The organism is Achromobacter sp. DMS1 (assembly GCF_001270295.1).
The window spans coordinates 1-13,875 of sequence record NZ_LHSJ01000019.1 but is presented as its reverse complement, the minus strand read 5'-3'; the positions used below and the strand labels follow the sequence as shown (position 1 = coordinate 13,875).

The following is a 13,875-nucleotide window of genomic DNA, read 5'->3' as shown; positions in this document are numbered from 1 at the left end:
TGCGCGCCCGGCTCCTGGAGTCTCTTCATATGTTCCGCACCCCCATCCGGTATGCCGCCGGGCTGCTGCTGGCCTGCTCGGCCGCGCTTTCCTCCGCCCCGGCCAGCGCCGCCTGGCCCGACAAACCCATTACCTTCGTCGCGCCCTTCAGCGCGGGCGGCGCCAACGACCTGGTCGCGCGCATCATCGCCAAGGCGGTGGGCGGCGTCCTGAACCAGTCCGTCATCGTCGAGAACCGGCCCCGGCGCGGGCGGCGTGGTGGGCGCCGCCCATGTGGCGCACAGCGCCCCCGACGGCTACACCTATCTGGTGGGCAGCAACGGCACCGTGACCAACAGCCTCATCCGCTCGGACCAACCCTACAAAGACGAGGCGCTGACGCCCGTGGCGCTGCTGTCCATCACGCCCTCGGTGATCGTCGCCAACCCCGCCAACCCCGCCAAGGACCTGAAGGATTTCGTCGCCCGCGCCCAGAAGGCCAAAACCGACCGCATCACCTTCTCGACCGCCGGCAACGGCAGCACGCCGCACTTCGTGGCCGTGATGATGAAAGACGCCACCGGCCTGCCCGTGGAGCCCATCGCCTACAAAAGCGGCTCCGAAGGCGTGACCGCCGTGATCGGCAACCAGGTGGACGCCACCTCCGAAGCCAGCATCGTGACGCTGCCCCTCATCCAGAGCGGCAAGCTGAAAGCCCTGGCCACCACCTGGGACAAGCGCATGGCCAGCGCGCCCGACATCCCCACGACAGCCGAGGAAGGCTATCCGGGCATTCGCATCGGCCACTGGGCCGGCCTGTACGCCCCGTCCGGCACGCCGGCCGACGTCCTCGACAAAATGAACGAGGCGGTGCAGAAGGCCCTGCAAAGCCAGGAAGTGCTGGACGCGCTGAAGAAGAGCAGCATCGAGCCGGGCGGCGGCTCGCGCGCGAGTTTCCAGGCGTTCGCCGCAAATGAGCGCAAGCGCCTGGGAGAAGTCGTCAAGAAGGGCAATATGCACATGCAGTGAGCGCCGCGCCGCGCGGCGGGAGAGGGCCGTCGGGCCGGCCCTCTCCCGCCCTTTTCATTTGCATGTTTGCAGGAAATGTGTTTGACTTACGTCCTATGGCCGCACAACGCACCTTCCCCGCGATTGCCTCCGGACGCTTCAGCGCCCCGGTCGCCGGCCTGCGCGCGGCTTTCTGCGCCGCCTCTTCCCTCGCGCTATCGCTATACCTACCGATCGGTTGCCGGGCCTAGCGCCCCGTGGTAGCTCGGCAGCCGCACGCTCGCCACACGCGTTTTCTCCCTTTTTTCCTGAATCCTGCCGGTCTTTGACCAGACCCAGGCAAAAAACATGGCCTGCGGCCGCCATCGGGCCGCCTGCCGCGCCGGGATTCAAAAGATACCGACCGAGGTGTAGTGATGATGCTTGCCAACCCCGCCACCAAATACGTTCCCTTCGCGCCGTTCGCCCGTGATTTCTCCGAGCGCACCTGGCCGAGCCGCCGCATCACCAAGGCGCCGATCTGGATGAGCACCGACCTGCGCGACGGCAACCAGGCCCTGATCGAGCCCATGAGCGTCGAGCGCAAGCTCCGCTTCTTCGAGCAGCTCGTGAAGATCGGCTTCAAGGAAATCGAGGTGGGCTTTCCCTCCGCCTCCCAGACCGATTACGACTTCGTCCGCAAGCTCGTCGACGAAAAGCGCATCCCCGACGACGTCACCATCATCGTGCTGACGCAGTCGCGCGAAGACCTGATCGCCCGCACGGTCGAATCCGCCGCCGGCGCCAAGCAGGCCATCGTCCACTTGTACAACGCCTGCGCCCCGGCGTTCCGCAAGATCGTGTTCAACATGAGCAAGGACGAAATCAAGAACATCGCCGTCACCGGCACGCGCCTGGTCAAGCAGCACATGGCCAAGCATCCCGAGACGCAATGGCGCTACCAGTACTCCCCGGAAGTGTTCAGCACCACCGAGCCGGAATTCGCGCTGGAGGTTTCCAACGCCGTGGCCGACGAATGGCAGCCCACGCCGGACTGCAAGATGGTGCTGAACCTGCCGGCCACCATCGAAGCCACCACGCCCAACCTCTACGCCGACCAGATCGAGTGGATGCACAAGAACCTGGCGCGCCGCGACAGCATCGTGCTGAGCGTGCATCCCCACAATGACCGCGGCACCGCCGTGGCGGCGGCCGAGTTCGCCGTGATGGCCGGCGCCGACCGCATCGAGGGCTGCCTGTTCGGCAGCGGCGAGCGCACCGGCAACGTGGACCTGGTCACGCTGGCGCTCAACCTCTACACGCAGGGCGTGCACCCGGGCCTGGACTTCTCCGACATCGACGAAGTGCGCCGCTGCGCCGAGTACTGCAACCAGTTGCCCGTGCACCCGCGCCACCCCTACGCCGGCGATCTGGTCTTCACGGCCTTCTCGGGTTCGCACCAGGACGCCATCAAGAAGGGTTTCGCGCAGCAGAAACCCGACGGCGTCTGGGAAGTGCCTTACCTGCCCATCGACCCCGCCGACCTGGGCCGCAGCTACGACGCCGTGATCCGCGTGAACAGCCAGTCGGGCAAGGGCGGGGTGTCGTACCTGCTCGAACAGGAACACGGCCTGGTGCTGCCGCGCCGCCTGCAGATCGAATTCAGCCGCGCCATCCAGCGCGTCACCGACGAAACCGGCCGCGAAGTCACGGCCGACGACGTGCACACGATCTTCAGCCGCGAATACCTCGAACAGAAGGCGCCCTGGAAACTCATCCGCCATCGCATCGACGGCAATCCGGCCGGCGGCGAAGGCCAGCTTTTCAGCATCGAGGCCGAGCTGGAATTCAACGGCGAGCGCCGCGTGGTGCGCGGCAAGGGCGACGGCGCCATTTCCGCCTTCGTGGCGGCGCTGGACGTGCCCGTGCGCATCATGGACTACCACGAGCACGCCATCGGCACCGGCACCGGCACGCGCGCCGCCTCCTACGTCGAACTGCGCGTGGGCGATTCGGGCACCGGCTTCGGCGTGGGCATCGACCGCGACATCGTCACCGCGTCGTTCCAGGCCGTGCTGAGCGCCGTCAACCGCCACCTGAATACGGGCGTGGACATCGGCGAAACGCAGGCCGCGGAAGCCGCCTGACGCCCGGGCGTCCCGCGCCGGCCCGCCGCCCGCGCGGCGGCCCCAAGAACAAGGCCCGCCTCGGCGGGCCTTTTCTTTGCTGCGCGGCGTTCAGCCGCGGGGCCACACGTGCGAGCCGCCGATATCGGGCCCGCCCGCCGCCTCCCAGCAGCTTCTGGTGCGCCCAGGCGCCGATGGCGTGCAGGCAGATGGTCGTCGTGGCGCCGGCCGACCATCTGCAAGCCCACGGGCAGCCCCTGCGGCCCCGTGGCGAAGGGCAGGTGCAGGCAGGGCAGGCCGAACAGCGTCCAGGCCCGGCAGAACTGCGGGTCGCCCGTGCCCAGGTCGGCGAAGGCGCTTCGCCGCTGGCGCTGGGAGCGAGCAGCACGTCGTGGCTTTCGAACCAGTTGTCCACGCGGGCCCGCGCCTGCGCCGCCCGCTCCAGGTTGCGGATGTGTTCTTCCGCCGTGATGCGCGCGCCGGCCTCCAGCATGGCCAGCAGCTTGGGACTGATCTGGCCGCCGTGGGCCAGGCGTTCGTAGGCCAGCGCCTGCGAGGCCTCGTAGGCCATGACGTCGGCGTGCAGCTGCACCAGCGCGGCATGCTCGGACGGCAGCGCCACCTCTTCGACGCGGGCGCCCATGCGCGACAGCGTGGCCGCGGCCTGCGCGTACGCCTCCTTGGTTTCGGACTGCGCGTGGCGCCATTGCAGGCTGCGGTACATGCCGATGCGGGGGCTTGGCGTCGTAGGCCAGGTCGCGCATGCGCGCATCGCGCATCAGCACCGAGGCGAAGAGCGCCACGTCGGGCACCGAGCGCGCGAAGCCGCCGACCGTGTCCAGCGACTCGGCCAGCGGCTTGACCCCCGCGCGCGTGATGGCGCCGAACGTGGGCTTGAAGCCCACGATGCCGCAATAGGCTGCGGGCCGGATGATGGAGCCGGCGGTCTGCGTGCCCAGCGCGAAAGGCACCATGCTGTCGGCCACCGCCGCGGCCGACCCGCTGGAAGATCCGCCGGGCGTGTAGGCCTCGTTGCGCGGGTTGCGTGTGGGGCCCGGCACGTAGGACGCGAATTCCGTGGTGACGGTCTTGCCCAGCACAATGGCGCCTTCGGCGCGGCAGATGGCCACCGAGGCCGCATCGGCCGCGCTGCGGTGGCGCTCGTAGATGGGCGAACCGTAGCAGGTGGGCAGGTCGACGGTGTCGAACAGGTCCTTGACGCCGATGGGCAGGCCGTGCAGCAGGCCGCTCACCGCCCCGCGGTCCAGCTCCTGGGCCCGTTCCAGCGCCGCGTCTTTTTGCAGCGCCGTCCAGGCGTGGATGGTGCCCTCGCGCTGTTCGATGCGCGCGAAGCATGCGCGCACGAGCTGCTCCGCGGTCAGTTCGCGCCGCTGCAGCTTGTGCGCGGCTTCGAGCGCGCCAAGTCTGTTCAAGGCAATGGCCATTTAGTCCTATTCCTCTTTGCCGGAGCCGCGCGCCATGCGCGGCCAGTGCCACACGCTATCCGGTCCCCTCGACCGCAGGCCGCGCGGATTGGCTGCTCCGCGTCTTGCCCTGCCCCGCGCGCGCCGAGTCAATTGGGAAAAATACCGAATCATGCGATTTCCCCTGGAGAAACTGCGCGCCCAAGCCTTGTTTTGTTGCGTGCGCACCAGCATAGCGCAAACGCGCGCAACACAAAGTTCATATTTGCCCTATATGATGAAATCGTTTTCATCTAACGGGCTCATTCCGGGCATGGCTACGCGTACCTCGCCCCGTTTTTCCATTATCGAAGTGGCGCGCAAGGCCGGCGTATCGCCGGCCACGGTGTCGCGCGCGTTCAACCAGCCCGAAATCGTCCATCCCGACACCCTGGCCCACATCCGCAGCGTGGCCAAGCGCGCGGGTTTCCGCCCCAACCGCGTGGGCCGCAGCCTGCGCTCGGGCAGCACGCGCACCATAGGGCTGATCCTGCCCACGCTGTCCAACCCCGTATTCGCGGAATGCTTCGAAGGCGCCGAACGGCGCGCCCGGCAGTCGGGCTACAGCGTCATGCTGACGGCCACCGGCTACGACCCGGCGGTGGAATCCGCGGCCGTGCAGGGGCTGATGGATCACCAGGTGGACGGCCTGATCCTCACCGTGGCCGACGCGGCGCGCAGCGCCACGCTGGACGATCTGCGGCTGGCGGGCGTTCCCTATGTGCTGGTCTACAACGAGTCGGCCTCCCATCCGTACTCCTCGGTCGACAATCGCGCAGCGGCCAGCGACATGGTGGCCCACCTGGCCGCGCTGGGGCACCGGCGCATCGCACTGGTCACGGGTCCGCTCACCGCTTCCGACCGCGCGCGGCGCCGCCTCATGGGCGCGCGCGCCTGCGCCAAGCGGCTGGGGCTGGAAACCGTGGAGCATATCGCCATGAAGTCCCACACGGGCAGCGACGCCGAGGCGCTCAAGCGGGCCCTGTGGGGCAAGCGCGCGCCCACGGCCCTGTTCTGCTCCAACGACCTGCTGGCCACCGCCGTAATTGCCGACCTGGTGGCCCTGGGCCTGTCGGTGCCCGCGGACATCTCGGTCTGCGGCTTCGACGGCATGCGGTTCGGCGCGCTGCTCACGCCGCCGCTGACCACGGTGGCCCAGCCCAGCGACGGCATCGGCGAGGCCGCCTGCGCCAACCTGCTGGCGCAGATCCAGGGCCAGAAACCGCAGTCCAGCCGGCTGCCCCACTGCATCGTCGTGGGCGGCACCGCCGCTCCCGCGCGCAAATAACCCTCCAACACGATACACAGCAGTTATCCACAGAAGCGCCATGCTCATCGCACAAATCACCGACCTGCACATGCGCTCGCCCGGAGACAAGGCCTACGGCGTCATCGACCCGGCCGCCTTCCTCGACCAGGCGGTGCGCACCCTCAATGCGCTCGCGCCGCGCCCCGACTGCGCGCTCATTACGGGCGACCTGGCCGACCTCGGCGGCCCGAACAATACGCCGCGCTGCGCCAGGCGCTGCAAGCGCTGGAGATTCCCTATTTCCTGCTGCCTGGCAACCATGACGACCGGGAGGAACTGCGCGCCGCGTTTCCCGATCATGGCTACCTGCAGGGCACGGGCGCCTTCGTGCAGTACGCCGTGGACCGTTACCCGCTGCGCATGCTGGCGCTGGACACCGTGGTGCCCGGCAAGAGCCACGGCGAGCTCTGCCGCGAGCGGCTGCAATGGCTGGACGACCGCCTGGCCGAACAGCCCGGCCGGCCCACGCTGGTGCTGATGCACCATCCGCCCTTCCAGACGGGTATCGAGCACATGGACGACATCGGCCTGCTCGAAGGCGCGCGGGAGCTGGAGGCCATCGTATCGCGCTACCCCAACGTGGAACGCGTGCTGTGCGGCCATCTGCACCGCACGATCTTCCAGCGCTTCGGCGGCACCATCGCGTCCACGTGCCCGGGCACGGCGCACCAGCTCGCGCTGGAACTGGGTCCGCGCCCCGCGCTGCGCTACATCATGGAGCCGCCCGGCTATCAGCTGCACTGGTGGAGCGACGGCCGCCTCGTCACCCACCATGCGGTCATTGGGGATTACCCCGGCCCGTATCCTTTCGAATGACGCGGGGCTTTAGACTACGCGCTATTGGCCCTTTGCCACATATCCGTCATGTTTGCGCTGCACAATGAAAAGGTTTTCATCGCACGCAGGCCACGGATCTGATAACGAGATCTACGAGACAGCATGTCATCCATTGTTCTGGACAAGCTCACCAAGCAATACGCCGGCGCCGCCGCCATTCAGGATGTGAGTTTCACGGTGCCCGCCGGCAGCTTCACGGTGCTTCTCGGCCCTTCCGGCTGCGGAAAATCCACCACGCTGCGCATGATCGCCGGGCTCGACACGCCCACTTCGGGCACGATACGCATCGGCGACCGCGACGTGACCAACCTGCCTCCGGCGCAGCGGCGCATTTCCATGGTGTTCCAGTCGTACGCGCTGTTCCCGCACCTGTCGGTGCGCGAGAACATCCTGTTCGGCCTGAAAGTGCGCAAGGAGCCGCGCGCGACTACGACCGCCGCCTGCAGCGCGTGGCGACGCTGCTGGGCCTGACGCACCTGCTGGACCGCAAGCCCGCGCCAGCTTTCGGGCGGCCAGCAGCAGCGCGTGGCGCTGGGCCGGGCCGTGATTTCCGAGGCGCCGGTATGCCTGATGGACGAGCCGCTCTCCAACCTGGACGCCCAGCTTCGCCACGAGATGCGGCGCGAGATCCGCGCCCTGCAGCAGAGCCTGGGCATCACCATGGTGTATGTCACGCACGACCAGACCGAGGCCATGAGCATGGCCGACCAGGTCGTGCTCCTGCGCGGCGGGCGCATCGAACAGCTCGACACGCCCGACGGCCTGTATGCGCGTCCGGCCAGCGAATTCGCGGCGCGCTTCATCGGCACGCCGCCCATGAACCTCATCAGCCTCGCGCCCAAGGACGGCGCGATGGCGGTGGCCGGGGCGCCCGGCGCCGTGATCGACGGCGCGCCGGCGCAGGCGTCCAAGCTGGGCGTGCGGCCGGAGCACATCCGCATCGACGGTTCCGGCATCGCCGCCACGGTGGAGAGCGTGGAGTATTTCGGCGCGGATTCCATCGTGGTGTGCCGCGTGGGCGATTCGGCCGGCGTGGCCGTGCGCGTGGGCGGCCACCTGCGCGCCCAGCCGGGCGAGAACCTGCGGCTGGCATGGCCGGCCGGGCAGCAGCATTTCTTTGCCGCCGATTCGGCGGTCATCGACACCAACGGGCGCTGAAGACGCCTCATCCACAGGAAAGGAAACACGACATGCGACGCACCGTACTGAAGACCCTGGCCGCCAGCCTGGCCGCCGCCTGCCTGTCGCTGCCCGTCCAGGCGCAGAACAAGCCGGTCGAGGTGGAGTTCTACTACCCCGTTGCCGTGGGCGGCCCGATCACCAAGATCGTCGACGACATGGTGGCGGATTTCGAGAAAGAAAACCCCGGGATCAAGATCAAGCCCATCTATGCCGGCTCGTACCAGGACTCGATCGCCAAGGCGCTGACGGCGCTCAAGGGCGGCACGCCGCCGCAGCTCGCGGTGCTGTTGTCGACCGACATGTTCACGCTGATCGACGAGGACGCCATCGTTCCCATCGACAGCCTGGCCAAGAGCGAGGAAGACAAGAAATGGCTGGGCGGCTTCTACGACGCCTTCATGCAGAACAGCCGCACGGGCGGGCACACCTGGGGCGTGCCGTTCCAGCGCTCGACCATCGTCATGTACTACAACAAGGACCTGTTCAAGGCCGCCGGACTGGACCCCGAGCGCGCCCCCGCGACCTGGGACGAACTGGTGGAGTACGGCAAGAAGCTCACCAAGCGCGACGCCTCGGGCAACACCACGCAGTGGGGCATCGAGATCCCGTCGGGCGGCGCGTTCGCGTACTGGCTGTTCCAGGCGCTCACGACGCCCAACGGCGCGATCCTGATGAACGAGGAAGGCAACAAGACCTTCCTGGACAAGCCCGAAGTCATCGAAGCCGCCGAGTTCTGGCACGACCTCTCGGCCAAGCACAAGATCATGCCCCCGGGCACGATCGACTGGGGCACCACGCCCAAGGACTTCCTCGAGAAGAAAACCGCCATCATGTGGACCACCACGGGCAACCTGACCAACGTGCGCAAGAACGCCGATTTTCCGTTCGGCGTGGCGATGATGCCCAAGAAGAAGCGCGGCGGCAGCCCCACCGGCGGCGGCAATTTCTATATCTTCAAGAGCGGCACGGCCGAGCAGCAGCAGGCCGCGCTGAAGTTCGCCAAATGGGCCACCAGCCCGCAATGCGCGGCCGACTGGAGCATCGCCACCGGCTACGTGGCCGTGACGCCGGCCGCCTGGGAAACCGACAAGATGAAGAAATACGCACAGGAAGTGCCGGCCGCCACGGTGGCGCGCGACCAGCTCGACGTCAGCGTGGCCGAGTTCTCCACGCATGAGAACCAGCGCGTGACCAAAGTGCTGAACGACGCCCTGCAGGCCGCGCTGACCGGCTCCAAGACGCCCAAGCAGGCGCTGACCGACGCGCAGCGCGAGTCCGACCGCATCCTGCGTTCCTACAAGTAGACCCCAAGCACGATGAGCCGCTCTTTGAATGCGCTTTATGGCTGGCTGCTCCTGCTGCCGGCCATCGTGCTGCTCGCCGCGTTCACGCACTATCCGGCGCTGGCGACGCTGTGGCACAGCTTTTTCTCCACGCCCAAGGGCGCGCGCCCCGCGCGCTTCGTCGGGCTGGAGAACTACGCGGTCATGCGCGACGACCCCGTGTTCTGGCAGTCGCTGTGGAACAACCTCTGGTTCGCCCTGGGCACCATCCCGACCTCGATCGGCATTGCCCTCATCATGGCGCTCTGGGTCAACCGCAACCTGCGCGGGCGCGGTTTCCTGCGCATGGCCTACTTCACGCCCACCGTGCTGCCCATGGTGGCGGTGGCCAACATCTGGCTGTTCTTCTACACGCCGCAGTACGGCCTGATCGCGCAGGTGATGCAGATGTTCGGCATGCACGGCCAGAACTGGCTGGGCAGCCGCGACACGGCGCTGCCGGCGCTCATGGTGGTGACCATCTGGAAGGAATCGGGCTTCTTCATGATCTTCTACCTGGCCGCGCTGCAGACGGTGTCGCCGTCGCTGCGCGAAGCGGCCATGCTGGAAGGCGCCTCGCGCTGGCAGTACTTCCGGCGGGTGCTGTGGCCGCTGCTCATGCCGACTACGCTGTTCGTGCTCATCAACGCGCTCATCAACGCCTTCCGGCTGGTGGACCACGTGGTGGTCATGACGCGCGGCGGGCCCGACAACGCCAGCACGCTGTTGCTGTATTACATCTACCAGGTCGGCTTCAGTTTCTGGGACACCGCCTATGCGGCCACGCTGACCGTGGTGCTGCTGGTGGTGCTGGCGCTGACGGCGCTCGTCAAGTTCCGCTGGCTGGACCGCAGGACGCACTACCAATGAGAGACAAGCTCGATACCCTGGGCGCCTGGGCGCTGGGCCTGCTGTGGATACTGCCGCTGGCCTATGCGGTCTGGGCAGCCTTCCACCCGCCCGCGTACGCCACGCGCTTCGAACCGTTCGCCCCGCTCACGCTGGACAACTTCCGGCAGGCCTGGCACGCGGCGCCGTTCCCGCGCTATTTCCTCAACACCTTCTTCCTGGTGACGATGGTGCTGGCGGCGCAGCTGGTGCTTTCCACGCTGGCGGGCTACGCCTTCGCGCGCTTCGAGTTCCGCGGCCGCGATTTCGTCTTCATGCTGGTGCTGCTGCAGCTGATGATCATGCCCGACGTGCTGCTGGTGGAAAACTACCGCTCCATGAGCCAACTGGGCATACGCGACACGGTGTTCGCCATCGGGCTGCCGTATTTCGCGTCGGCCTTCGGCATCTTCCTGCTGCGCCAGACCTTCAAGACCGTGCCGCGCGAGCTCGAGGAGGCCGCCCGCATGGAAGGCGCCAATGCGCTGCAGGTGCTGATGAAGGTGTACGTGCCGCTGGCCAAGCCCATTTACGTGGCGTATGGGCTGGTGTCGGTGAGTCACCACTGGAACAACTTCCTGTGGCCGCTCATCATCACCAACTCGGTGGAATCGCGCCCGCTGACCGTCGGCCTGCAGGTGTTCTCCTCGACCGACCAGGGCATAGACTGGTCGGTCATCACGGCGGCGACGCTGATGTCGGCCGCGCCGCTGCTGATCGCGTTCCTGCTGTTCCAGCGCCAGTTCGTGCAGTCGTTCATGCGCGCGGGCATCCGCTGACGGAGCCGCCTCGCGCCGGCATGCGCGGCGCGGGACCGGCCTGCCCGGCTCCTGCGCCGCCGTCTCCCTGCCCGCGGCCGGCCGTCAGTAGCCTACCGTCAGGCCGGGCAGGTCCACCGTGATGCGCGGGCGCTCCAGCGCCAGGGCCAGGTGCTCGGCGAATTCCCGGCTTTCTTTTTCGTCCGACAAAAGCGTGTCATAGCCCAGCGCGTCGGCCACGCCCAGCACCTTGTCGAGCAGCAGCACCTTGCCGCTGGGACGCAGCGGCTCGCAGCCCAGGGTTTCCCAGGCGCTGTCGAACCAGTCGCGCGCGTCGCTCTGGCGCTGGGGGGAGGGTTCCACGTAAGCGACCAGATCTACCGATCGCCGGGCGTCGAAAACAATGGTGATGTCGCTGCGCATGCGTTGGGCTCCTTGGAAGCGCGTCGAGGCGGAAAGCGTAGGCAAAAACGGCCGAACGGAATGTCCGTCCGGCGACATTGCGCTACCAGCCCCGCGAAACCTCCCAGGTGACCTCCACGCCCGCCTCCTGCGACTGGCGCATCATGTCGAGCAACGGAAAAGCGCGCTCTTTCAGGCCCACGACGCGCGCCATGGGCGGAACCGGCGCCTTGTCGTCGTCTTCCTCGTGCTCATCCTCGTGGGCATGCTGGTAGGCCTCGATCGCGCGCTCTATTCCGCGAATGGCCGGCCCCAGTTGCTCCACGGTGAAGACACCGCGCTCGGGGATCTTGTCTCCGAAGGACTTGCCTGCCGCCTGCAACAGGGCGACGGCATGGTCGGTGATCATGAGGACTTCCGCCACGACCTTGGAGTGAAAGGTAATCAGCATATTCGCGTCTCCTGCTGCAAAGGATGAGTATTTCAATACACTACCGCAACGCCCAGGGGATGCCAACCGGACCCGTTACGGGGGGGTTCCCGGCCGATTCAAGCTATGATTCGGGAGATTCCCGCGGCGGACGGCCCTGCGGCGGGCGCTCACGCGGCGGGCGGCCCGCCCGCGCCCCGGCGCCCTGTCCCGCGCTCCGCAGCCCCGCCGCTTCTTCAGAACTTCTCCAGACGCCCATGCTCCCCGAGCAACAGAAACAACTTATTTCCCTGATCCAGTCCGCCGTGGCCCAGGCCGTCCCCGACGCCCGGGCGAGGTGCAGCTCGAGCGCCCCAAGGTCGCCGCCCACGGCGACGCCGCCACCAACGTGGCCATGCAGCTCGCCAAGCCTGCCCGCCGCAACCCGCGCGAGCTGGCCCAGTCCATCGTGGACGCCCTGATGGCCGTACGCGCCCTGGCGCGCGCGCTGGTCGAAAGCGCCGAGGTCGCCGGCCCCGGATTCATCAACCTGCGCCTGACCGCGGCCGCCCGCCAGGCCGTGATCGCCGCCGTCGCCGGACAGGGCGAGGCTTTCGGCCGCGCGCCCCGCAACGGCGAGAAGATCCTGGTGGAATTCGTGTCGGCCAACCCCACCGGCCCGCTGCACGTGGGCCATGCCCGCCAGGCCGCCCTGGGCGACGCGATCTGCCGCCTGTACGACGCCAGCGGCTGGGACGTGACGCGCGAGTTCTACTACAACGACGCCGGCAACCAGATCAACAACCTGGCCATCAGCGTGCAGGCGCGCGCCCGAGGCCTGTCCACCGATTCCCCCGAATGGCCGGCCGACGGCTACAAGGGCGACTACATCGTCGACATCGCACGCGACTTCCAGGCCGGCAAGACCATCCAGGCCAGCGACGGCGAGCCCGTGACGGCCTCCGGCGACATCGACAACCTGGACGACATCCGCCGCTTCGCGGTGGCCTACCTGCGCCGCGAGCAGGATCTCGACCTCCAGGCGTTCGGGCTGGCTTTCGACAATTACTATCTGGAAAGCTCGCTCTACACCTCGGGCCGGGTGGAAGCCACGGTGCAGGCCCTGATCGCCGGCGGCCACACCTATGAAGAGGGCGGCGCGCTCTGGCTGCGCACCACCGAGCTGGGCACGGGCGACGACAAAGACCGCGTCATGCGCAAAAGCGAGGGCGGCTACACCTATTTCGTGCCGGACGTGGCCTACCACAAGGCCAAATGGGAACGCGGCTTCCACAAGGCCGTGAACATCCAGGGCAGCGACCACCACGGCACCGTGGCGCGCGTGCGCGCGGCCTGCAGGCCCTGAACGAAGGCATACCCAAGGACTACCCGGCCTACGTGCTGCACAAAATGGTCAAGGTGATGCGCGGCGGCGAAGAGGTGAAGATCTCCAAGCGCGCCGGCAGCTACGTCACCATGCGCGACCTGATCGACTGGGTGGGCCGCGACGCGGTGCGCTACTTCCTGATCCAGCGCCGCGCCGACACCGAATTCGTGTTCGACGTGGACCTGGCCCTGTCCAAGAGCGACGAAAACCCCGTCTACTACATCCAGTACGCCCACGCCCGCATCTGCTCGGTGGTGAACAATGCCGGCGTGCCGGCGGCCGGCATCGCCGCCGCCGACCCCTCCCTGCTGACCGCGCCCACCGAATTCGCCCTCATGCAGCGCCTGGCGGAATTCCCCGGCATGGTGGCCCTGGCCGCCCAGGAGCTCTCGCCGCACCACGTCGCCTTCTGGCTGCGCGACTGCGCCTCGGATTTCCATGCCTGGTACAACGCCGAGCGCGTGCTGGTCGACGATCCGGCGCTGAAACTGGCGCGCCTGCGCCTGGCCGCCACCACGCGCCAGGTCCTGGCCAACGGGCTGCAGCTGCTGGGCGTGTCCGCGCCCGAGCGGATGTAACATCGGGACATGGCAACCAAGCAAAAAACCTCCCGGCGCTCCGGCGGCCGACGCTCCGGCGAGAGCGGCAGCACCCTGTACGGAGCGCTCGCCGGCCTGCTGCTCGGGCTCATCGTGGCCGCGGTGGTGGCGTTCTATGTCACCAAGGCCCCCGTTCCCTTCGTGGACCGCGCCAGCCGCCAGGATTCGGGCGGCAAGCTGCCGACCCGCCGCCCAGGCGCCCGACCCCAACGCCGGACTGTACGGCC

At 67.7% G+C, this 13,875-nt stretch carries 9 protein-coding genes and 6 pseudogenes; 11 read left to right on the top strand and 4 right to left on the bottom strand.

The features are described 5' to 3' along the window. Positions 1–25: 25 nt before the first annotated feature. A complete protein-coding gene (locus AD428_RS27445) occupies positions 26–226 on the bottom strand; it encodes a hypothetical protein (protein WP_235489038.1) in 201 nt (66 codons plus the stop codon). Here AD428_RS27445 and AD428_RS03910 point away from each other — a divergent pair. Further along, positions 129–1,008, top strand: a pseudogene (locus AD428_RS03910) (tripartite tricarboxylate transporter substrate binding protein). The gene AD428_RS27445 and the pseudogene AD428_RS03910 overlap by 98 nt on opposite strands. A gap of 395 nt (positions 1,009–1,403) precedes the next feature. Further along, the gene (gene leuA / locus AD428_RS03905) at positions 1,404–3,113 is read left to right on the top strand and encodes a 2-isopropylmalate synthase (protein WP_053244259.1); all 1,710 of its coding nucleotides are present in this window, start codon (positions 1,404–1,406) and stop codon (positions 3,111–3,113) included. A 90-nt stretch (positions 3,114–3,203) separates the two neighbouring features. On the opposite strand, the pseudogene AD428_RS03900 reads toward leuA, so the two are convergent. Further along, positions 3,204–4,537 (bottom strand): annotated as a pseudogene (locus tag AD428_RS03900) (amidase). Between the two features lie 292 nt (positions 4,538–4,829). Here AD428_RS03900 and AD428_RS03895 point away from each other — a divergent pair. From AD428_RS03895 to AD428_RS03870, 7 genes and pseudogenes are all read left to right on the top strand, one after another. Next, positions 4,830–5,843, top strand: coding sequence for a LacI family DNA-binding transcriptional regulator (locus AD428_RS03895; RefSeq protein ID WP_053244258.1), 1,014 nt, complete (start codon positions 4,830–4,832; stop codon positions 5,841–5,843). Positions 5,844–5,883: 40 nt separating this feature from the next. Continuing rightward, positions 5,884–6,680: pseudogene (locus AD428_RS03890) on the top strand (phosphodiesterase). A gap of 123 nt (positions 6,681–6,803) precedes the next feature. Continuing rightward, positions 6,804–7,226: pseudogene (locus AD428_RS27440) on the top strand (ABC transporter ATP-binding protein); the annotation flags it as partial. Next, positions 7,227–7,859 carry an ABC transporter ATP-binding protein gene (locus AD428_RS29235; RefSeq protein WP_235489036.1) on the top strand — a complete coding sequence of 211 codons (633 nt, stop codon included), beginning with the start codon at positions 7,227–7,229 and terminating at the stop codon, positions 7,857–7,859. A gap of 32 nt (positions 7,860–7,891) precedes the next feature. After that, positions 7,892–9,187: an ABC transporter substrate-binding protein gene (locus tag AD428_RS03880; protein WP_053244257.1), complete on the top strand. Its 1,296-nt coding sequence runs from the start codon at positions 7,892–7,894 to the stop codon at positions 9,185–9,187. Between the two features lie 12 nt (positions 9,188–9,199). After that, positions 9,200–10,075 carry a carbohydrate ABC transporter permease gene (locus tag AD428_RS03875; RefSeq protein ID WP_053244256.1) on the top strand — a complete coding sequence of 292 codons (876 nt, stop codon included), beginning with the start codon at positions 9,200–9,202 and terminating at the stop codon, positions 10,073–10,075. Beyond that, positions 10,072–10,872 (top strand): carbohydrate ABC transporter permease, encoded by an 801-nt coding sequence (locus AD428_RS03870; RefSeq protein WP_053244255.1) that lies wholly within the window; start codon positions 10,072–10,074, stop codon positions 10,870–10,872. The genes AD428_RS03875 and AD428_RS03870 overlap by 4 nt, the downstream gene beginning before the upstream one ends. Before the next feature lie 84 nt (positions 10,873–10,956). On the opposite strand, the gene AD428_RS03865 is transcribed toward AD428_RS03870, so the two are convergent. Together AD428_RS03865 and AD428_RS03860 are read right to left on the bottom strand one after the other, a co-directional pair. Continuing rightward, positions 10,957–11,274 (bottom strand): hypothetical protein, encoded by a 318-nt coding sequence (locus AD428_RS03865; RefSeq protein ID WP_053244254.1) that lies wholly within the window; start codon positions 11,272–11,274, stop codon positions 10,957–10,959. Between the two features lie 82 nt (positions 11,275–11,356). Continuing rightward, positions 11,357–11,704 carry a DUF1840 domain-containing protein gene (locus tag AD428_RS03860; protein ID WP_053244253.1) on the bottom strand — a complete coding sequence of 116 codons (348 nt, stop codon included), beginning with the start codon at positions 11,702–11,704 and terminating at the stop codon, positions 11,357–11,359. Positions 11,705–11,940: 236 nt separating this feature from the next. Here AD428_RS03860 and argS point away from each other — a divergent pair. Together argS and AD428_RS03850 are read left to right on the top strand one after the other, a co-directional pair. Further along, positions 11,941–13,627: pseudogene (gene argS / locus AD428_RS03855) on the top strand (arginine--tRNA ligase). 9 nt (positions 13,628–13,636) lie between these two features. After that, positions 13,637–13,875, top strand: a pseudogene (locus AD428_RS03850) (SPOR domain-containing protein); the annotation flags it as partial.

Bases quoted from the DNA above. Each gene is read 5' to 3' on its own strand.
- AD428_RS27445 (WP_235489038.1), bottom strand. From the start codon at position 226: ATGACGGACTGGTTCAGGACGCCGCCCACCGCCTTGGCGATGATGCGC.
- leuA (WP_053244259.1), top strand. From the start codon at position 1,404: ATGATGCTTGCCAACCCCGCCACCAAATACGTTCCCTTCGCGCCGTTC.
- AD428_RS03895 (WP_053244258.1), top strand. From the start codon at position 4,830: ATGGCTACGCGTACCTCGCCCCGTTTTTCCATTATCGAAGTGGCGCGC.
- AD428_RS03880 (WP_053244257.1), top strand. From the start codon at position 7,892: ATGCGACGCACCGTACTGAAGACCCTGGCCGCCAGCCTGGCCGCCGCC.
- AD428_RS03875 (WP_053244256.1), top strand. From the start codon at position 9,200: ATGAGCCGCTCTTTGAATGCGCTTTATGGCTGGCTGCTCCTGCTGCCG.
- AD428_RS03870 (WP_053244255.1), top strand. From the start codon at position 10,072: ATGAGAGACAAGCTCGATACCCTGGGCGCCTGGGCGCTGGGCCTGCTG.
- AD428_RS03865 (WP_053244254.1), bottom strand. From the start codon at position 11,274: ATGCGCAGCGACATCACCATTGTTTTCGACGCCCGGCGATCGGTAGAT.
- AD428_RS03860 (WP_053244253.1), bottom strand. From the start codon at position 11,704: ATGCTGATTACCTTTCACTCCAAGGTCGTGGCGGAAGTCCTCATGATC.